This is a genomic window from Pseudomarimonas salicorniae (assembly GCF_023156535.1).
GTDB lineage: Bacteria > Pseudomonadota > Gammaproteobacteria > Xanthomonadales > Xanthomonadaceae > Pseudomarimonas > Pseudomarimonas salicorniae.
Genome location: NZ_JALNMH010000006.1, coordinates 47,384 through 66,427 on the forward strand (window position 1 = coordinate 47,384; position 19,044 = coordinate 66,427).

A 19,044-nucleotide genomic window follows, 5' to 3' on the forward strand; every position below is an offset into this window, starting at 1 on the left:
AACGGCCGCGGAAGCACCTTGCCGGGATCGCCACCCGGGTGCGTCGACGAGCCGGGGCAGGGGTGAGGGCGGCACGGCGGCGCCATGGCGAATGCGAAGAAGGCAGCCTCGGCGGCGCCGAGCGGGTGGGTCTGACAATCGCAGTTCGCTAGACCGCGCGCGAGAACCGGGTGGGTTCGTGCTGGCCAAGGTACCGGTCGAAGCACATCGCCACATTGCGCAGCAGCATCCGGCCGCGGGGCGAGGCGACGATCCGCCGCCCGCGACAGCTGACCAGCCCGTCGTCGAACATCGGCTGCAAACGTTCGAGCGCGTCCTTGAAATAGTCCTCGAAGCGGACGGCGTGGTCGGCCTCGATCTGCTCCACGTCGATCTCGCCCTGGCACATCAGGCGCTGGATCAGCGCCGCCCGCAGCTGGTCGTCGTGATCCATGCGCAGCCCCCGCCAGATCGGCAGTCGACCCGCTTCGACCGCGGCGGACCAGGCCGGCAGGTCGCGGTGGTTCTGTGCAAAACACTCGCCGACCCGGCTGATGGCGCTGACCCCGAGCCCGATCAGGTCGCAGTCTCCGTGCGTGGTGTAGCCCATGAAGTTGCGCTGCAGGCTGCCGCAGCGCTGGGCCACCGCGAGCGGGTCGTCAGGCAGGGCGAAATGGTCCATGCCGATGTACTGGTAACCGGCCACGTCGAGCCGCCGGATGGCGAGACCAAGCAGCTGCAGCCGCGTCTCCGCGTCGGGCAGATCCGAGGCCTCGATCTGCCGCTGCGGACGGAACAGCTGCGGAAGATGGGCATAGCCGTAGATGGCTATCCGGCTGGGCCGCTGTGCGATCACGCGGTCGAGGGTGAGCGCGAACGTGCGGGGCGTTTGCTTCGGCAGGCCGTAGATCAGGTCGATGTTGATCGAGGACATGCCCGCCTGCCGGCAGGCATCGAGGACCGCCTCGGTCTCCTCGATGCCCTGCACGCGGTTCACCGCACGCTGTACGTCGGGGTCGTAGTCCTGCACACCCAGGCTGGCGCGGTTGAACCCCATCGCCGCCAGCTCGGCGACCTCGGCGGGTGCGATGGCGCGGGGGTCCAGTTCGATGGAGAAGTCCCGATCCGGCACGTCGGCGAGACCGAAGTGCCGGGAAAGATGGCCTACGACGTCCCCGAGCTGCGCCGGACAGAGGAAGTTGGGCGTGCCGCCGCCGAAGTGGATCTGCACGACCTGGCGGTCGCGATCGATCAGCGAGCCGCTTGCTTCGATCTCGCGCTTGAGCAACTGGACGTACTCTTCCCCACGCCTGCGGTCGCGGGTGATCACCTTGTTGCAGCCGCAGTAGAAACAGGGGCTGGTGCAGAACGGTACATGCAGGTACAGCGAGAGCCGCCGTGGGATCGGGTCGTCGTTGCTGTCGCGCAGCGCCTGTTCCCAGTCGTGGCGGCCGAAGTCGGCATGGAACTGCGGCGCCGTCGGGTAGGACGTGTAGCGCGGACCTGGCCGGTCGTAGCGGCGCAGCAGCTCGGTATCGAAACACGATGTCAGGCTCATGGGCCGCAGTCTGCTGCGCGCGACCGGCGCCGGCCTTGACCTTGATCAAAGGGGCGGGCCGGGCGTTTGAAACCGCGGCGGCTTGCCCGGACAATGCGCGCCTTTCCCGCCCCAACAGGAACCCCGCATGCCCATCCTGCGCATGAGCGAGCTCGACCTCTCCGCCAAGCGGGTGCTGATCCGCCAGGACCTCAACGTGCCGGTCAAGGACGGTCAGGTCACCTCCGACCAGCGCATTCTTGCCTCTCTGCCGACGCTGAAGGCCGCGCTCGACCAGGGCGCGGCGGTCATGGTGATGTCCCATCTCGGGCGACCCAAGGAGGGCAGCTGGAGCGAGGAGGATTCGCTAGCGCCGGTCGCCGCGCGCCTCGGCGAACTGCTCGGCTTCGAGGTCCCGCTGCAGCGCGACTGGATCGACGGCGTCGAGGTCGCGCCGGGCAAGCTGGTGCTGCTGGAGAACTGCCGGATGAACGTTGGCGAGGGCAAGGACGATCCGGCGCTGGCGGCGAAGTACGCGGCGCTCTGCGACGTCTTCGTCATGGACGCCTTCGGTACCGCGCATCGCGCCCAGGCCTCGACGCATGGGGTGATCCGCGCCGCCGGGATCGCCTGCGGAGGCCCGCTGCTGATGGCCGAGCTGGATGCCCTGGCCAAGGCGCTGGAGCTGCCGGCACGGCCGCTGCTGGCCATCGTCGCCGGCTCCAAGGTGTCGACCAAGCTGGAACTGCTCGGCAACCTGATCGGCAAGGTCGATCAGCTGATCGTCGGCGGCGGCATCGCCAACACCTTCCTCGCCGCCGCCGGGCATCCGGTGGGCAGGTCGCTGTGCGAGCACGATCTGGTCGACACGGCCCGGGAGATCCAGGCCAAGGCCGAGGCCCGTGGAGCGTCGATTCCGCTGCCGCTGGACGTCGTGGTCGCGCCCGAGTTCAGGGCCGATGCGCCGGCCACGGTCAAGGACCTCGGTCAGGTCGGCGAAGGCGACATGATCCTCGACATCGGGCCGAAGACCGCGGCTCACTACGCCGAGCTGATCGAGCGCGCCGGCAGCGTCATCTGGAACGGCCCGGTCGGCGTCTTCGAGTTTGATGCCTTTGGTGAGGGCACCCGGGCGGTGGCGCAGGCCATCGCCGGCTCGAAGGCCTTCTCGATCGCCGGCGGCGGCGACACCCTGGCCGCGGTCGACAAATACGGCGTGGCGGACGGCATCAGCTACATCTCGACCGGCGGCGGCGCCTTCCTCGAGTTCTGCGAGGGCAAGACGCTGCCGGCAGTGGCGGCCCTCGCCGAGCGCGGCTGAGGCGTGTCGGGGCGGCCGGCGCGGCCGCCCCGCAGTTCTGGATCAGGCCTCGACCGAGGGCGGCGGAGCCGGCGGCTCGCCGGTGGGGCCCTCGTTCGACGGCGCTGCCGGCGGCGCGGCGCCGGTGCCGAACACCTCGCGGCTGGCAAAGAAGATGGCCGTGCTGACCACCGGCACCAGGACCACCGTGATCAGCAGGTGTCCGAGCAGGGGCACCCAGCCGAGCAGCAGGCTGGCGACGATCGCCACCACCGCCAGCACGACGACGAACACCAGCACCGCTGCCCAGTTGGCCAGGCAGGCGCGCAGGCTCTCCTTCATCGCGGTGATCGGTTCGATTCCGTCCAGCATCACCCGCGGCGTGGCGAAGAAGACCAGGGCGTAGGCAAACAGGCCGACGGCGAGGGCGAGCAGTACAAAGACCAGCCCGCCCGCGCCCAGCGATGCGCCGGCCAGGGCGTCGGCATCCGCTGCGGCCGAGACGCCAGCGGCGAGCAGGGCGCTGCCGATGAAAACCACGCCGAGCACGAGGACGGTAAGACCGGCGACCACGCCCGGCAGGCAGAGGGTCAGCATGGGGCCGGCCTTGCCCGGCTGCTGGAAGGCGGCGAACAGATGCTGGAAGTCGGCCTTGCGCCCGGCCGATTCCTCGCGGGCCGCGAACATGATGCCGCCGTAAAGCGCGGGCCCGGCGATCGCCATGGCCAGGCTGCCCAGCAGGGGCACCAGCAGAACCGCAGCGATCACCAGACCCATCAGGGCGAACGGGGCCGGGTTCTTCAGCAGCAGCTGGACGGATTCGGTCAGCCAGGCGATGCCCTGGCCTGCGTCGACGCGACGGATGTTCATGACGGCTCCCTGTGTGGCCTGGTTACCCTTCACGGACGGGGCAGGCCGCCGGCCGTGACGCGGGACCCGCGGGAATTTCCCACGGGACGAAACGGCTGGCATTGTGCCCCACTATGAAGGGGGCATGGACGAGATGTCCGCCTCGCCGGGACGGAGCAGGAGGTGCCGAGCGTGGTCAATCGACTGAGCGCTGCAGGATTCATCCATCGATTGCGCACCGATTTCACCTTTGCCTCGGTGTCCTCGCTGGCGCTGACCGGCGTGGTCGCCGTAACTCCGTTCGCGGTCTACCGCTACCTGCGGGGCGAGTGGATGATCGGCACGGTAGACCTGCTGCTGGTCCTGTGCATCCTCTCTTCGCTCGGTTACGCGCTGGTGACCGGACGCAACCGGGGCGCCTTCAACCTGATCATGGCGGGGGGAGTCGCTGCCTGTCTTGGCGTCACCTACCTGGTCGGCCTGGCGGGCAACTTCTGGACCTTCCCGGTGCTGGTCGGGCTCTACGCCGTGCTGCCGATACGTGCCGCATTGGGTCTTGGCTGCGCCCTGACCCTGACCGTGGTCTGGGTGGGCAAGGGACTGCCCACCGTGGTCGAGGTGCTGAGCTTCGCGGTCACCGGCGTCCTGGTCTCGGGGCTCGCCGCGATCTCTGCCTACCATGTCGGCCGGCAGCGCCAGGCCCTCGAGTTGGCAGCGGCCACTGACGCCCTGACCGGGGTCGGCAACCGCCGGCGGATGTCCGGCGATCTCGAGCAGTCGGCGCGCCTGGCCTGCCGCGGCAGCCCGCTGCCGGCGCTGATGGTGCTCGACCTCGATCACTTCAAGCGGATCAACGACGAGTGTGGCCACGAGATGGGCGACCGCGTGCTGATCGAGTTCGCCAATGTCGTCGGCAAGACGCTCCGGCAGACCGACAGCCTGTACCGGATGGGCGGAGAGGAATTCCTGGTCCTGCTGCCGATGGTCGAGCCGACCGGTATTGCCCTGGTCGCCGAGAAGGTCAGGGCCCGGGTCGAAGAGCAGTTGCGCTCGCCACTGGGGCCGGTGACGGTGTCGATCGGCGCGGCGCTGTACCGCCGCGGTGAATCCGTGGCCGAATGGATTCACCGCGCCGACACCGCGGTCTACGAGGCCAAGGCGCAGGGCCGCAATGGCTGGTCGATCGCGCCGCGCATCGACGGCCGTGAACGGGACTAGCCCGGGCGCTGGCTGCCCGCGCCGCGGGCATGGGCGCAGAAGCGGCGCAGCACGCGGCGGGCGATCGGCGCTGCGCTGACGCCCTGCAGCATCGCCGCCGGCGATCGGCCTTCCTGCACCAGGGCCGGCTGCCGGGCCAGGATGTAGCCGCGCATGTGTCCGGCAGAGAACTCCGGATGGAACTGCACGCCCCAGGTCTGCCCGCCGAGGCGGAAGGCGCCGTGCGGCTCGTGCTCGCTGCGGGCCAGCAGCACGGCGCCCGGCGGCGGCTCGATCACGCTCTGCAGGTGCGACATCTGGGCGCGGAAACGCTGCGGCAGGCCGCGCATCAGCGGGTCCTGGCTGGCTGCTTCCAGCGGCGTCATCTCGACCGTGCCCATCTCGCGACCGGCCGGGTGATAGTCGACGCGGCCGCCGAAAGCGTGTGCGATCAGCTGGTGGCCATAGCAGATGCCGAGCAGGGGAACGCCCTGTTCATGGGCGCGGCGCAGCCAGTCGGCGGTGCGCTCGCTCCAGGCAAGGCGCTCGCTGACCATGGCCGAGGACCCCGAGACGATGACCCCGGCCCAGCCTTCCGCGGTCGGCAGGGCCTCGCCCTGTTCGACATGGCAGGACGCCGCTTCATGGCCGCGCAGGCCGGCGGCGACGCGAATCCAGTGGCCGAAACCTCGGTGCCGGCGCAGCGGCGCCACCGGGCTGCCGGTCTCGATGATCAGGAAGGGCGCGTTCATTCGTGCGTCGGCAGGACGGTCAGGACTTCGGGAATCGTGGTGACGCCTGCGGCGACCTTCTCGGCGCCGGCCAGGCGCAGCGGACGCATGCCCTCCTCGACCGCGGCGCGGGTGAAGGGCGCGAGCTCCATGTCGGCGCGGATCATCGCGCGCAGGGCAGGCGACAGGGTGAGCAGCTCGTAGAGGCCGACGCGGCCGCGGAAGCCGGTCTTGCGACACTCAAGGCAACCCACCGGGCCCATCGGTGTCGCGCCCGCGGGAAGCGGCATCAGGCGGCCGGCGAGGTGGCGCCATTCCTCGGCATCCAGCTCTGCGGGCGCCTTGCACTGACTGCACAGGGTGCGCGCCAGACGCTGCGCCAGCACGCCGTTGAGGGTGCTGGCGATCAGGTAATGCGGCGCGCCGAGGTCGAGCAGGCGGGTGATGGCCGCCGGCGCGTCGTTGGTGTGCAGGGTGGACAGCACCAGGTGGCCGGTCAGCGCGGCCTGGATGGCCATCTGCGCGGTCTCCAGGTCGCGGATCTCGCCGATCATGATGATGTCCGGATCCTGTCGCAGCAGGGTGCGCACGCCGGCGGCGAAGGTCAGGTCGATATTGGTCTGCACCTGCATCTGGTTGAACTCGGGCGCGATCATCTCGATCGGGTCCTCGATCGTGCAGACATTGACGTCCGGCGTTGCCAGCCTTTGCAGGGTCGAATACAGGGTAGTGGTCTTGCCCGAGCCGGTCGGCCCGGTGACCAGCACGATGCCGTGCGGACGCTCGGTCAGTTCGTTCCAGCTTTCCGCCTCGACGTGGTTGAAGCCGAGCTGCTCCAGCGGCTTCAGCGCGGTATCCGGGTCGAAGATGCGCAGCACGCACTTCTCGCCGAAAGCGGTGGGCATGGTCGACAGGCGCATTTCCACTTCACGGCCGCCCGGCGAGCGGGTCTTGATCCGGCCGTCCTGCGGGCGCCTGCGCTCGGCGAGGTCCATGCGTCCCAGCACCTTGATCCGCGCCACGGCGGCGGTCATGACCGGGGTCGGCAGCTCGAATACCTTGTGCAGCACGCCGTCGATGCGGAAGCGCACCTTGCTGGTATCGCGGCGCGGCTCGAGATGGATGTCCGAGGCGCGCTGCTCGTAGGCGAACTGCATCAGCCAGTCGACGATGTGGACGATGTGCTGGTCGTCGGCGCCGACCTCGCCGCTGCTGCCGAGCTCGACCAACTGCTCGAAGTTCGGCAGCCCCGGGCCCTCGCCCTTGGCCTCGCGCGCTCCCTTGACCGAGCGGGTGACGCCGAAGAACTCCATCGTGTAGCGGGACAGGTCCAGCGGATTCGCGACCCGCAGCGAAATCTCCCGGCGCAGCAGCTTGCGCAGGTCGGGCAGCCAGTCCAGCGCCAGAGGCTCGGCGGTGGCGATGGTCACCTCGTTGGCGTCGACCGCCACCGGCAGGATGCGGTGGCGCTGGGCATAGGCGAGCGAGATCAGCTCGGAGACCTTGCCGACCTCGATCCGGGTCGGGTCGATGCGCAGGTAGGGCAGCTGGCAGCGCGCGGCCAGCCATTCGGTCAGAGCCTCCATCTCCAGCGCCACCGGGGCTTCCGTGCTGCCCTGGTCGGCACGTGGCAGCTTGAGGTCGGCCAGCAGGACCAGGGGATGCAGCTCGCGGGTGCGGGCATCGGCCGCTGCGCTGCGCGCCCGCTGGGCACTGGCCGGGCTGAGGATGCCGTCGGCCAGCAGGGCCTGGAGAATGGGCACCAGCTGCAGCCGCCCGCTGGGCAGTGTGACGGCGCGCGATGCCGGAGGAGAGGGGTGGGCGCTCAAGATTGCATTTCCTGGCACGGCGGACCCGCGCCGCACGGCTATACTAGCGCGCCCCGCCACAGCGCCACGGCGATTGCCTCACCGGACGTTTCCCCGCGGTGCGGCGATCCGTGCAGCCGGCGCTGCCCACCCAGTGACGAGGCACCATGTCCGCACCGACCTTCCAGCAGCTTATCCAGACGCTCAACCAATACTGGGGCGACCAGGGCTGCGTGCTGATCCAGCCGCTCGACCTCGAGGTCGGCGCCGGCACCTTCCATCCCGCCACCTTCCTGCGCGCGCTCGGGCCCGAGCCGTGGAATGCGGCCTACGTGCAGCCCTCGCGGCGTCCCACCGACGGCCGTTACGGTGAGAATCCCAACCGCCTGCAGCACTACTACCAGTACCAGGTGGTGATGAAGCCGAATCCCGACAATATCGTCGAGCTGTACTTCGGCTCGCTGAAGGCACTGGGCATCGATCCCCTGGTCCACGACCTGCGCCTGGTCGAGGACAACTGGGAGTCGCCCACCCTCGGCGCCTGGGGCCTGGGTTGGGAAGTCTGGCTGAATGGCATGGAGGTGACCCAGTTCACCTACTTCCAGCAGGCCGGGGGCATCGAGTGCAAGCCGGTCACCGGCGAGATCACCTACGGCCTCGAGCGTCTTGCGATGTACCTGCAGAACGTCGACAACGTCTACGACCTGATCTGGACGGTCGGGCCGCAGGGCACCGTTACCTATGGTGATGTCTACCTGCAGAACGAGCGCGAGCAGAGCGCCTACAACTTCGAGCATGCCGATGTCGAGGAGCTGTTCCACCGCTTCGACGCCTGCGAGAAGGAGGCGCTGAAGCTGGTCGAGCTGGGTCTGCCGCTGCCGGCCTACGACCAGGTCTGCAAGGCCTCGCACAGCTTCAACCTGCTCGACGCCCGGCGCGCCATTTCGGTCACCGAGCGGCAGCGCTACATCCTGCGCGTGCGCACCCTGTCGCGCAGCGTCGCCGAGGCCTATTTCGCCCAGCGCGAGAAGCTCGGCTTTCCCGGACTTGGCAAGGAGGCCGCGTGATGAGTCCGCTCAGTCTGGAACCGCAGGCCCACGAGCAGGCCCAGCCCGGCGCCAAGCGCGAGAAGGAGTCGCTGTTCAACAAGCCGCTGCTGATCGAGCTCGGCACCGAGGAGCTGCCGGTGAAGGCCCTGCCGGGCCTGGCCCGAGCGCTGGCCGACGGCATCGTCGCCGGTCTCGACAAGCGCGAGGTCATGCACGGCCCGGCCAAGCTGCTTTACACCCCGCGTCGGCTGGCGGTGATGATCGATGCGGTGGCGCCGACCCAGCCCGAGCAGCGCAGCGAGCGTCGCGGCCCGGCCATCGCCCAGGCCTTCGACGCCAAGGGCGAGCCGAGCAAGGCCGTACTCGGCTTTGCCGCCTCCTGCGGGGTCACCGTCGACAAGCTCGAGCGCCTGCATACCGACAAGGGGGCCTGGTTCGTGCACCGCTCGGTGAGCCCGGGTGCGCCTCTGCATGAGCTGGTGCCGGAGATCATCGCCGAGGCGGTGCGCGGCATGCCGATTCCCAAGCCGATGCGCTGGGGCGCGCACGAGCACGCCTTCGCCCGGCCGGTCCACTGGCTGTTGGTCCTGCACGGCGAGCGGGTGATCGATACCGAACTGCTTGGCGTCAAGGCCGACCGCATGACCCGCGGCCACCGCTTCTACAGCGACAAGGCGCTGTGGGTGGCGGCGGCGGGTGATTACCTGGACACCCTGCGCGGGGCCAAGGTGATTGCCGACCCCGACGAGCGTCGCGACCGCATCCGCGCGGAGATCTCCCGGGTGGCCGGCGTCAGCAAGCAGCGCCCGCGCATCGATGCGGGCATTCTCGAGGAGGTCAACTGCCTCACCGAGTGGCCCTGCGCCGTGCTCTGCAGCTTCGAGGAGCGCTTCCTGCGGGTGCCGCAGGAGGCGCTGATCCTGACCATGGAGTCGAACCAGAAGTTCTTCCCCCTGCTCAAGGGCGACGGCGGCCTCGCCGAGCAGTTCATCGGCATCGCCAACATCGACAGCAAGGACGTCGCCGAGGTGCGTAAGGGCTATGAGCGGGTGATCCGACCGCGCTTCGCCGACGCCGAGTTCTTCTACAACGAGGACGTCAAGCAGGGCCTTGCGACGATGAACGAGGGTCTGGCCCAGGTCACCTACCAGCAGAAGCTCGGCAGCTACGCCGACAAGGTGCAGCGGGTGGGCATGCTGGTCGATCCGCTGGCCCGTGCGGCCGGCGTCGATCCCGAGCTGGCCCGGCACGCGGCACAGCTGTCCAAGGCCGACCTGCAGTCGCGCATGGTCGGCGAGTTCCCCGAGCTGCAGGGCGTGATGGGTCGCTACTACGCGGTGGCCGCAGGCCTGCCGCCGGAGCTCGCCAACGCCATCGACCAGCAGTACCAGCCCCGTTTCGCCGGCGATGCCATCGCCGCTTCGCCCATGGGTCGGGTGCTGGCCGCCGCTGAACGCATCGATACGCTGGCAGGCGGCTTCGCCGCGGGGCTCAAGCCTTCCGGCAACAAGGACCCCTTCGCCCTGCGCCGGGCCGCGCTGGGCCTTGCCCGTACGCTCATCGAGGGCAAGCTGGAGATCGGCCTCTCGCCGCTGTTCGCCCGCGCCAACAGCCTGCTGCCAGGCACGGCCAAGCCGGTCGAGGTGGACGAACTGATGGACTTCGTCTACGACCGCCTGCGCGGCTACCTGCAGGACCAGGGCGTTCCTGGCAGCCACTTCGAGGCCGTGCTGGCCGTGCGTCCTGTCTCGCTGTCCGACTTCTCTCGCCGGATCGAGGCGATCGGCAGCTTCACCAAGCTCAGCGATGCCGAGGCGCTGGCCGCGGCCAACAAGCGCATCCGCAATATCCTGCGCAAGGCCGAGGGCGAGGTTGCCGCCGAGGTGCAGGCCTCGGCGCTGAAGGAGGAGGCCGAGCGCGCCCTGCTGCAGGCGCTCGAACAGGCCGAGGAGGACACCCGCGGCCCGCTCGCCGAGCACGATTACGTCGCCGTGCTGCGACGCCTGGCGCGCCTGCGTCCGCAGGTCGACGCCTTCTTCGATGCGGTGATGGTCATGGTCGATGACCAGGCCCTGCGCTCGCAGCGGCTCGGCCTGCTGCAGCGGCTCTCCGACCGCTTCCTCGCGGTGGCCGACATCTCCGGGCTGGCCCACGGCTGAGCGGAGTGCGCCCGGCAAGGCGTCCGCTTTGCCGGGCTTCACCTTGGATCGGCTAGTGTCCTGTCCCGGGAGCCAGCCGGCAGGGGGGCGTCACGCGTGTGGCGCCGACGCCGCAGAGTAAGGAGGCAAGGCAGCGCCATGGCGAGGACGCTCAAGGCAGCATCAGTGGCGGAGCCTTCACGGCTCAAGCCGATGCCCAGCCCCGCCCGCGCGGCGGCCAGCCTGAACGGGTGGTTCCATCGCCGACGGAACGCCGTGTATGCCCTCTTCCTGGGTGGCATCGTGCTGCCGATGGCGGGCGGCCTGCCCGGGGCGGTGCGGGCGCAGCCCGCGGCAGATCCGGCGGTCGCCGAAGACGCCCTGCTCAAATTCTCGGGCGTCGAGTTCAGCGGAGTCGACGAGCGCATGGAAGCCAGCCTGCGCAAGCGGGTCAGCCTGGCCCGCCTGAAGGTCGGCACCGGCCTTCGGCCTTCCCGGTTCCGCTATTTCCTGCAGATCATGCCGCGCGAGGTGGACGAGGCCCTTCATCCGTTCGGCTACTACAGCAGCGTGGTCGACGTGCGGCCGCGGCAGCAGGGCGATCAGCTCGGGGCAGCAGTGGCGATCGAACTGGGCGACCCGGTGCGCGTGCGCATCGACCGGCTGGCGGTGGATGGCGATGGCGCCCGCGACCGCGCCCTGCGTCGCGCCATCGCCGGCTTCGAGCCAGGCGAGGGCGATGTCCTCGACCACGTGCGCTACGAGGAGAGCAAGTCCGAGGTCAATCGGCTGCTCGGCGAGCGTGGCTACTTCGATGCCAGCCTGGCCCGCTCGCGGGTCGAGGTGGTTCGGGCGCGCGGTGAAGCCAGCCTCGACCTGTTCTGGGAGAGCGGCCCGCGCTACCGCTTCGGTGATACCCGCTTCGAGGGCAGTCAGTTCCGGCAGGGCCTGCTCGAGCCGCTGGTGCCCTATCGTGCCCAGGCGCCCTACCGGCAGTCGCAACTGCTGGTGTTGCAGCAGCGGCTGACCGATCTCGACTACTTCGATCGCATCGATGTGCTGCCACGGTTGAAGGCCCAGCCGGAGCGCCCGGGGGACGCCGAACGCGAGCTGGCCGAACAGGTCGAGGCCGGGCCGCCGACCGCCTCGGCGGACTCCGCCGGGGGGGAGGAGGGTCCGCCCCGCGTCGGCGTCGACGTCACCCTCGAGCCTGCACCGCGCAACGTCTACCGCGCCGGCCTCAGTTACGGCACCGACACCGGCCCCGGGGTCAAGCTGGGTTACACCCGGCGTTGGCTGAACGACCGTGGTCACCGTCTGGAGAGCGATCTACTGCTCGGCGGCGAGCGCTCCTCGGCCCTGGTGCGCTACCGCATTCCCGCCTTCGAACGGCTGACCGGCTGGTGGACCGCTCGGGTTGCGGCGCGCGAGGAACTGTTCCTCGATGAGCGCGCCGAGATCTTCGAGTCCTCGCTGATCCGGGACGGGCGCTGGCGCGGCAACCTGTTCGGTGTCGGCATGGTGGTCCAGAAGGAGCAGTACGACAGCGTGGGTGCCCTGCTGGTCTATCCGCAGGTCTCTCTGGAGCGCAGCGTCAGCAACGACCCGCTGTATCCGACCCGCGGCTTCAAGTGGTCGGTGCTCGGCCGCTGGGGCTTGACCGGGCTCGGCTCGGAGGTGCGCTTCCGCCAGGTGATCGCCTCCGCCACGCTGATCCGCGGCCTGGGCGAGCGCACCCGGGTGATCGTCCGCGGTGAGGCCGGGGCCCTGCGCACCGGCGAGTTCCAGCGGATTCCGCCCTCGCTGCGCTTCTACGCCGGTGGCGACCGCAGCGTCCGCGGCTATGGCTACCAGGAGCTGGCACCGCCGCTCGGCGACGGCGAGCGCTTCGGCGGCCGCAACCTGCTGGTCGGCAGCGTCGAGCTTGAGCATATGTTTACCGCCCAGTGGGGCGCGGCGGTTTTCGCCGACGCCGGCAATGCCTACGGCAGCGAATTCGAGCCGGCGGTCGGTGTCGGTCTCGGCCTGCGCTGGCGCTCGCCCGTGGGGCCGGTGCAGGTCGACATCGGCCGCGGGCTCGACCAGCCCGACAAGACCTTCCGCCTGCACATCCAGTTGGGGCCGCCGCTGTGACCCGCGCCCGCCGCGGATGGCTGTTTGCCCTGGCCCTGCTGATCCTGCTGCCGCCGCTGGCTGCGGCCTGGCTGCTCGGCACGACCAGCGGCCTGCGCTTCGCGTTCGCCCGGGCTGCGGGGGCGCTGCCTGGACTCGCCCTCGAAGCTGAGCGCATCGAGGGCCGCCTCGGCATGATCCGGGTCGAAGGATTGGCCTTGCGCCTGGCCGACAGGCCGATCCGCGTCGATCGGCTCGAACTCGACTGGCGGCCGCTTGCGGCCATCGCCGAACGGGTCGAGGTGGAGCGCCTGCAGGCCAGCGGGCTGGTCATTGGCCCGGTCGCCGGCGCGCCAGTCGAGAGCGAACCCTTCGATCCCGAGCAGTTCGTCTGGTCGTATCCGATACCCGAGCTGCCCGTTACGCTGGACTTCGATGAGGTGAGGGTCGACGGTGCGCGACTCGAGGACCAGCTGCTCTGGGAGTCGCTGGCGCTGTCGGCGAGTCTCGATCGTGCCGGCCGCCTGCAGCTGCGTCGACTGCAGCTCGGGCGCGGCCAGGACCGACTGCGGCTGTCCGGGGCGCTGCCGGCGCCGCCCGATTCGGCCGGTCTGCAGGGCGACTGGCGTCTCGGTGAGGCCCGCGGCGCGCTGAACCTGCGGGCGGACGGCAACGGCGGCGGCCTGCAGCTGAGCACCGACGAGGGCCGCGCCGAGTTGGCGCTGGCGATCCAGGCGCCGCGCAGCTGGCAGCTGCGCCTGGCCGCCGACCACGCCGATCTCGCGGCGATCCTGCCCGGCGTCCCGACGCCGCTCGACCTGCAGCTCGAGCTGCGCGGGGAAGGCGCTGCGGCCAGCCTGAGCGGCCGCTTCGAACAGGCGCTCATCCAGCTGCGCGAAGTCGAGGGCGAACTGCGCTGGCTGGCCGACCGCGACACCCTGGCCCTGGGCGCGCTGTCGGCACGCCATCCCGCGGGCGGCAGCCTGCGCGTGGAAGGCGAGCTGCAGCTCCAGGCATCGCTGGAGCTGTCCTTGCAGGCCGAGCTGGATGGCTGGCCGCTGCTGGCGGATGAGCCGGAGGCCCCGGCACCGCGCTTCAGCGGCCGCGTCGAGGCCGAGGGCACATTCGATGATCTTGCCCTGCGACTGCGCGGAAGCCTCGCCCGCGGCGAACAGCGGCTGCCGCTGGAGCTCGATGCGCGACTGCTTCCCGACGCGCTGGCGATCGAGCAGCTGCGAGCCCAGGGCGAGGCCGGGCGGCTGCTCGGCCGCGGCCGTCTGCAATTCGATCCGGAGCTTGCCCTGGACCTGGCTATAGAGGGCGAGGAGTTCGACCCCGGATGGCTGGATCCCCGTCTCAGCGGCGCCTTTTCACTCGGCGCCTCGCTGGATGCGCGGCAGGTCGGGGATCGTTGGCGGGCAGTGCTGGAGCTGACCCGGCTTGGCGGCCGGTGGAAGGATGTCGGGATCAGCGGCCAGGGAAGGCTGGAGTGGGAGGATCAGCGCCTGGCCGGTGAGCTGCTGCTGCAGGTCGGCGAAGGCACGGTCCGGGTCACCGGCGAGGGCCAGGCCGCACGGCTTGATATCGAGCAGCTGCAGATCGACCTGGTGCAGCCGGACACCGGTGGGGTGCTGTCCGGCAGCGTGCAGCTCGATGGGCTGCCCGATGCGCTGCGCTGGGACAGCGATCTGCGCATCGACAGGCTGCGCCGCGACGAGTTGCGGGTCGAGCAGCTGAGCCTGAGCGGAGGCCTCGGCCAGACCGGCTCGCGCAGCCTTCGTCTGGCCTGGCAGGGGGCCGACCTTCCACCGCAGGTGCGCGCACTCGCCGGTCAGCTCGAGCTGAGCGGAAACCTGACCGACTACCGCGCCGATCTCGAAGCCGAGGGCGATGGGTTGCGGCTGCAGGCGCAGTGGCGAGGGGATCTCGACGACACACCCGAGCTCCGAGTGGAGCAGTTCAGCCTGGTCAGCCCCGACATCGGCGAGTGGCGGCTGGAGGAGGGCGGCCAGATCGCGCTGGGCCCGGTGATGCGCGTCGAGCCGCAGTGTCTGGTATCGGACGAGGCCCGGTTGTGCCTGCGCAGCCTCGAACCCGGAGCGCCCGGTGAGGCGGCCCCCCTGGAGATCCAGCTGGATGACCTGGCGCTGACCCGCCTGGCTGCCCTGGGCGGGGCGCCGGAAAACCTGCGGATCGAAGGGCGACTGTCGGCCAGGGCCCGCCTGCGCACCGCGCCCTCGATCGAACTGCTGGGCGTGGAAGGTGGGCTGGACGGCGGCAGCGTGGTCGACGAGGCGCTGGAGACTCCACAGCGACTGGTCGCCTGGTCGGCGGCGCGCTGGGGCCTGCGTAGTGAGGATGGCCGCTGGAAGATCAAGGCCGGCGCGGATTTGCTGCCGGGGGGGCAGCTCAGACTGCAACTCGACGCCGACGCCGCAGCGCCGCTGGACAGCAGCCGCTGGGATGGATCACTCGAGGTCGATATCGACCAGCTGCAGGCGCTGGCCCTGCTTGCGCCGGACGTCACCGCCGCCAAGGGCGCCCTGCGCGGCAGCCTGCGTTGGAGCCCGGGTCTCGCTCCCCAGGGCGAGATCGCCCTGCAGGATTTCAGCGCGCGCATTGCCGCGCTCGGCATCCAGCTGCGGGACTCTTCGCTCAGCCTGCGCCAGGGCGAGAACGGGCTGCTGCTGGACGGTCTGCTCGACACCGGCGAGGGCCCACTGCGCGTCGAGGGCGAGGTCCAGCCCGGCGCCGAGGCCCGCGCCCGCATTCGTCTGGCAGGCGAGGGCGTGCTGGTTGCCGACACCCGGCGTCTGGCCCTGCGCGCGTCGCCGGATCTCGAGATCCGCTGGCGTGGCGGGCAGCTCATCCTGCGGGGGAAGGTCGCCATTCCCAGCGCGCTGATCGACCTCGAGCGCATCGAGGCAGGCGTGCAACCGTCGCCCGACGTGGTCGTGCTCGATCCGCGCGAAGCGCGCCAGGGCGCGGCGGCGATGCCGTTGGATGCCAGCGTGCAGGTGGTGCTGGGCGAGGCGGTCAAGCTCTCCGGCTTCGGTTTCGACGGCCGCATCAGCGGCACGCTCAATATCCGCGAACAGCCGGGCAGGTCGATGCGCGGGCGCGGCACGCTGCAGCTAAGCGGCAGCTATCGCGCCTACGGGCAGGAGCTGGAGATCGAGCGTGGACGCCTGTTGTTTGCCTCGAGCGCGCTCGACAACCCCGGCATCGACCTGCGCGCGCGACGCCCGCTGCGCGAGGTGGAAGTCGGTGTTGAGGTGCGCGGCCCCGCGCGCAACCCGCGCCTGAGCCTGTGGTCGCGACCGTCCATGGACCAGGCCGAGGCGCTGTCCTGGCTGGTGCTCGGCCAGCCGCTGGCCTCGGCCACCGAAGCCGACGGTGCCCAGCTCGGCCAGGCCGCCGCTGCGGTGGGCGGCAACCTGCTCGCAGCACGGATCGGCGGCCGGCTCGGCTTCGATACCTTTGGCGTCTCCGATTCAGAGGCCCTGGGCGGCGCGGCATTCACCGTTGGCAAGTACCTTTCGCCCAAGCTATACCTCAGCTACGGCGTGGGCCTGTTCGACGAGGGCACCGTGGTCACCCTGCGTTACCTGATCAGCCGGCACTTCGACATCGAACTGGAGTCGGCCCGCGAGAGCCGGGCCGGCATCAACTACCGCATTGAGAAGGACTGACGCGACATGCCGCCCGCGGCACGCGGCAAGCTGAACCGGCCCTGACAACGGCCCGTTTTGCGACTGCTACACTTCCGCCCCCTGCGGGCGGAGCGCCGCCCCGAAACCCGCTCAACGAAACATAGGAGCTCCCCATGCGCGCGCCGCTGTTCATCGCTCTTTCCGCCGTTCTTCTGGCTGCCTGCGGGCAGCAGGGCTCCCAGCAGGAGCAGCAGGCCCGCCGCGAGCAGGCCCAGCAGGGCCCGACCGCGCCGCCGCCGGTTCCGGCTTCGGCCACTGCCATCCGCGGCACCCTCAACATCAACGGACTGAGCCAGCTGCCGCCCGGTCTGCAGCTGCGGCTGCGCGTACTGGATCGCACCGATCCGAGCATCGTCCCGCCGGTGGTGGCCGAGCGGGTCGAGCCGGCGCCGGCCAGCGTGCCCTACAACTATGCGCTGCCCTACGATCCGGCGACGATCAACCCCGATGGCCGCTACGTGGTCGACGGTGCCCTGGTCGCCGGCGAGGCGGTGCTCTACGGCACCCCCAACTCGATCTGGGTGCTGACCCAGGGCGAGGACGCCAACGCCGACATCGGTCTGGAGCGCGGTGGCGGCCTGCCCCCGCCGGACATGGCGCCGGCCGATCTGCTGCGCCAGGAGTTCGACCGCCTCGAGCGTTCGATCGGCGGCATGAAGCGGATCAGCGGCGAGCGCATCGAGAACGACATCACTGTCGGCTGGGATGCCTTCGCCGACTCCTCGGGCATTCGCTTCGCCCGTCAGGCGATCGACTACGACAAGGGTGGCGTGGTGTCCTTCCGCTTCGCCTACAAGGATGGCCAGCCCTGGATTCTCGCCCGCGAACAGGGCGGTGTCGTGCAGATGGTCGGCTGGGCTGCTGACGGCACGCTGGCCCTGAACAGCGATACCAACGACAAGGCGCTGGACGAGAACGAGGTCGCCAGCCTGAAGGCCATGGCCGCCTCGGTTTACAGCGAGGCCGCCGCCAAGCACGGCGGCTGAGCCGGCCTTCACGGCGCATGCCGACGGCGGCCTTCACGCCGCCGTCGGATGTTTTTCACGGCCGCAGGGGTAATCTGCGGCCCATGAAGCCTGTAGCCGCCGCCGCAGACGTCGATCGACCGGATCGCAGCCTGCTTGCTTGCCGCTATGGTGCCCCAAGCACTATCATTCGCGGGCTTTTCGGCCTCCGCTTGGGCGGTCGTAGCGCTGGTCGACAGGGCTTCTCGCCATGATCGAGAACTTCGCCGCCGCAGGCCCGTCGGGAGAGGCTCGGATCGTCATCCGTCCCAACCGATCGCTTTCCCTGCGCCAGGTGAGGGGCGTTGCGCTCGGCTACGCGGGCGTGGTGTCGATGATCAGCGTGCTGAGCTGGCTGCAGGGCAATGCCTTCGCGCCGCTTTTCGCGCTGCTCAACGCCGCGGTGTTTGCCGGCTGCCTGGCCTTGGTCTGGCGCCGCTGCTCCCGCGCCGAGTTGATAGCGGTGGGTTGCGATCACGTCCGCGTGCGCCGCCTTCCGGAGCTGGTCGATCTGTTCGATGCGCACCCGGCCTGGGTCCGCGTCGATACTTCGGCCGGGCGTGTGCGGATATGTTCGGCCGGTTGCCGGGTGGAAGTGGGCAGCTGGCTGGTCGAAGGCGAACGGGTCGCGCTGGCAAGGGCGCTGGACCAGGCGCTGGGACAGGCCCGCGGCGGCATGCCGGCGCGGCAGGAATTCTGAATCATGCGATGTGGTGGAGTTGATCGAATGAAGGCTGCAGGAAAGGGCGTTCTCAGGGCCGCGGCCCTTGCGGCGTTGGGCATGGCGGGTCTGGCCGGTGCGGCCAATCCCGAGCGGTTCCAGCTCAACATGACCACCGGCGCGACCGACATGGCCGCCGAAGTGCATTCCCTGCACATGCTGATCTTCGGCATCTGCGTGGTGATTGGCATCATCGTGTTCGGCGCGATGATCATCGCGATGATCCGCTTCCGGAAATCGAAAGGCGCGGTGGCCGCCAAATGGAGCCACAACACCACGGCCGAGATCATCTGGACCGTGGTGCCGATCCTGATCCTGGTCGGCATGGCGGTTCCCGCCACCAAGACCCTGTTCAAGTTCGATGACGTCACCGGCGCCGAGATGACTGTCAAGGTCACCGGCTACCAGTGGATGTGGCGCTACGAGATCCTCAACTACAAGGGCGAGTCGACTCCGGTCAACTTCGTTTCGCGTCTTGACCTGGACAGCGACCGCATCCGCCAGCTGGGTTCGGGCGAGAACCCGACCCTCGACGCCAACCCGAACTACCTGCTCGACGTCGACAAGGCCCTGGTTCTGCCGACCAACACCAAGATCCGCTTCGTGATCACCGCGGATGACGTCATCCACGCCTGGTGGGTGCCTGCCCTGGGCTGGAAGCAGGATGCCGTGCCCGGCTTTGTCAACGAGGCCTGGACCGAGATCAACGAACCCGGCGTCTATCGCGGCCAGTGCGCCGAGCTGTGCGGCAAGGACCACGGGTTCATGCCGATCGTCGTGAAGGCGGTCCCGCCGTCCGAGTTCCAGACCTACCTCGCGGCCGAGACGGCCGCCCGCGACGAAGCCGCGCGTACCGCGCAGGCCGCCGCTCCCGCGCCCTCCAAGGGCTGATCCGAGACAACTTTA

Annotated in this window: 13 protein-coding genes; 9 read left to right on the plus strand and 4 right to left on the minus strand. The window is 69.8% G+C overall.

Annotated features, from left to right (window positions below):
* Positions 1–148: 148 nt before the first annotated feature.
* Positions 149–1,537, minus strand: coding sequence for an oxygen-independent coproporphyrinogen III oxidase (gene hemN / locus M0G41_RS08145; RefSeq protein WP_248207569.1), 1,389 nt, complete (start codon positions 1,535–1,537; stop codon positions 149–151).
* Between the two features lie 127 nt (positions 1,538–1,664).
* Here hemN and M0G41_RS08150 point away from each other — a divergent pair, with 127 nt between their 5' ends.
* Positions 1,665–2,837 carry a phosphoglycerate kinase gene (locus M0G41_RS08150; protein WP_248207573.1) on the plus strand — a complete coding sequence of 391 codons (1,173 nt, stop codon included), beginning with the start codon at positions 1,665–1,667 and terminating at the stop codon, positions 2,835–2,837.
* A 42-nt stretch (positions 2,838–2,879) separates the two neighbouring features.
* Here M0G41_RS08150 and M0G41_RS08155 read toward each other — a convergent pair whose 3' ends face one another.
* A complete protein-coding gene (locus M0G41_RS08155; protein WP_248207576.1) occupies positions 2,880–3,686 on the minus strand; it encodes a BPSS1780 family membrane protein in 807 nt (268 codons plus the stop codon).
* Between the two features lie 171 nt (positions 3,687–3,857).
* Here M0G41_RS08155 and M0G41_RS08160 point away from each other — a divergent pair, with 171 nt between their 5' ends.
* Complete coding sequence (locus M0G41_RS08160) at positions 3,858–4,883, plus strand: GGDEF domain-containing protein (protein ID WP_248207579.1); 1,026 nt, start codon at positions 3,858–3,860, stop codon at positions 4,881–4,883.
* On the opposite strand, the gene M0G41_RS08165 is transcribed toward M0G41_RS08160, so the two are convergent.
* On the minus strand, positions 4,880–5,614 hold the full coding sequence (locus tag M0G41_RS08165) for a glutamine amidotransferase (protein WP_248207582.1): 735 nt from the start codon (positions 5,612–5,614) through the stop codon (positions 4,880–4,882). The genes M0G41_RS08160 and M0G41_RS08165 overlap by 4 nt on opposite strands.
* On the minus strand, positions 5,611–7,425 hold the full coding sequence (locus M0G41_RS08170; protein WP_425511243.1) for a GspE/PulE family protein: 1,815 nt from the start codon (positions 7,423–7,425) through the stop codon (positions 5,611–5,613). Before M0G41_RS08170 ends, M0G41_RS08165 begins: the two co-directional genes overlap by 4 nt.
* Before the next feature lie 143 nt (positions 7,426–7,568).
* Here M0G41_RS08170 and glyQ point away from each other — a divergent pair, with 143 nt between their 5' ends.
* The 7 genes from glyQ (at position 7,569) to coxB (ending at position 19,029) form a co-directional block, all read left to right on the plus strand.
* Entirely contained in the window at positions 7,569–8,468 is a 900-nt protein-coding gene (glyQ, locus tag M0G41_RS08175) for a glycine--tRNA ligase subunit alpha (RefSeq protein WP_248207586.1), read from the plus strand.
* A complete protein-coding gene (gene glyS, locus M0G41_RS08180) occupies positions 8,468–10,609 on the plus strand; it encodes a glycine--tRNA ligase subunit beta (RefSeq protein WP_248207588.1) in 2,142 nt (713 codons plus the stop codon). The genes glyQ and glyS overlap by 1 nt, the downstream gene beginning before the upstream one ends.
* A 255-nt stretch (positions 10,610–10,864) precedes the next feature.
* Complete coding sequence (locus M0G41_RS08185) at positions 10,865–12,721, plus strand: autotransporter assembly complex protein TamA (RefSeq protein ID WP_248207591.1); 1,857 nt, start codon at positions 10,865–10,867, stop codon at positions 12,719–12,721.
* Positions 12,718–16,392: a translocation/assembly module TamB domain-containing protein gene (locus tag M0G41_RS18800; protein ID WP_248207597.1), complete on the plus strand. Its 3,675-nt coding sequence runs from the start codon at positions 12,718–12,720 to the stop codon at positions 16,390–16,392. Before M0G41_RS08185 ends, M0G41_RS18800 begins: the two co-directional genes overlap by 4 nt.
* Before the next feature lie 134 nt (positions 16,393–16,526).
* Positions 16,527–17,399, plus strand: a complete 873-nt coding sequence (locus M0G41_RS08195) for a YbaY family lipoprotein (protein ID WP_248207608.1) — start codon at positions 16,527–16,529, stop codon at positions 17,397–17,399.
* Between the two features lie 229 nt (positions 17,400–17,628).
* On the plus strand, positions 17,629–18,117 hold the full coding sequence (locus tag M0G41_RS08200; RefSeq protein ID WP_248207611.1) for a DUF2244 domain-containing protein: 489 nt from the start codon (positions 17,629–17,631) through the stop codon (positions 18,115–18,117).
* Between the two features lie 27 nt (positions 18,118–18,144).
* Positions 18,145–19,029 carry a cytochrome c oxidase subunit II gene (coxB, locus tag M0G41_RS08205; RefSeq protein ID WP_248207614.1) on the plus strand — a complete coding sequence of 295 codons (885 nt, stop codon included), beginning with the start codon at positions 18,145–18,147 and terminating at the stop codon, positions 19,027–19,029.
* The last annotated feature ends 15 nt before the right edge of the window (positions 19,030–19,044 follow it).

Coding starts and splice junctions, on each gene's coding strand:
- hemN (WP_248207569.1), bottom strand. CDS start 1,537: ATGAGCCTGACATCGTGTTTCGATACCGAGCTGCTGCGCCGCTACGAC.
- M0G41_RS08150 (WP_248207573.1), top strand. CDS start 1,665: ATGCCCATCCTGCGCATGAGCGAGCTCGACCTCTCCGCCAAGCGGGTG.
- M0G41_RS08155 (WP_248207576.1), bottom strand. CDS start 3,686: ATGAACATCCGTCGCGTCGACGCAGGCCAGGGCATCGCCTGGCTGACC.
- M0G41_RS08165 (WP_248207582.1), bottom strand. CDS start 5,614: ATGAACGCGCCCTTCCTGATCATCGAGACCGGCAGCCCGGTGGCGCCG.
- glyQ (WP_248207586.1), top strand. CDS start 7,569: ATGTCCGCACCGACCTTCCAGCAGCTTATCCAGACGCTCAACCAATAC.
- glyS (WP_248207588.1), top strand. CDS start 8,468: ATGAGTCCGCTCAGTCTGGAACCGCAGGCCCACGAGCAGGCCCAGCCC.
- M0G41_RS08195 (WP_248207608.1), top strand. CDS start 16,527: ATGCGCGCGCCGCTGTTCATCGCTCTTTCCGCCGTTCTTCTGGCTGCC.
- M0G41_RS08200 (WP_248207611.1), top strand. CDS start 17,629: ATGATCGAGAACTTCGCCGCCGCAGGCCCGTCGGGAGAGGCTCGGATC.
- coxB (WP_248207614.1), top strand. CDS start 18,145: ATGAAGGCTGCAGGAAAGGGCGTTCTCAGGGCCGCGGCCCTTGCGGCG.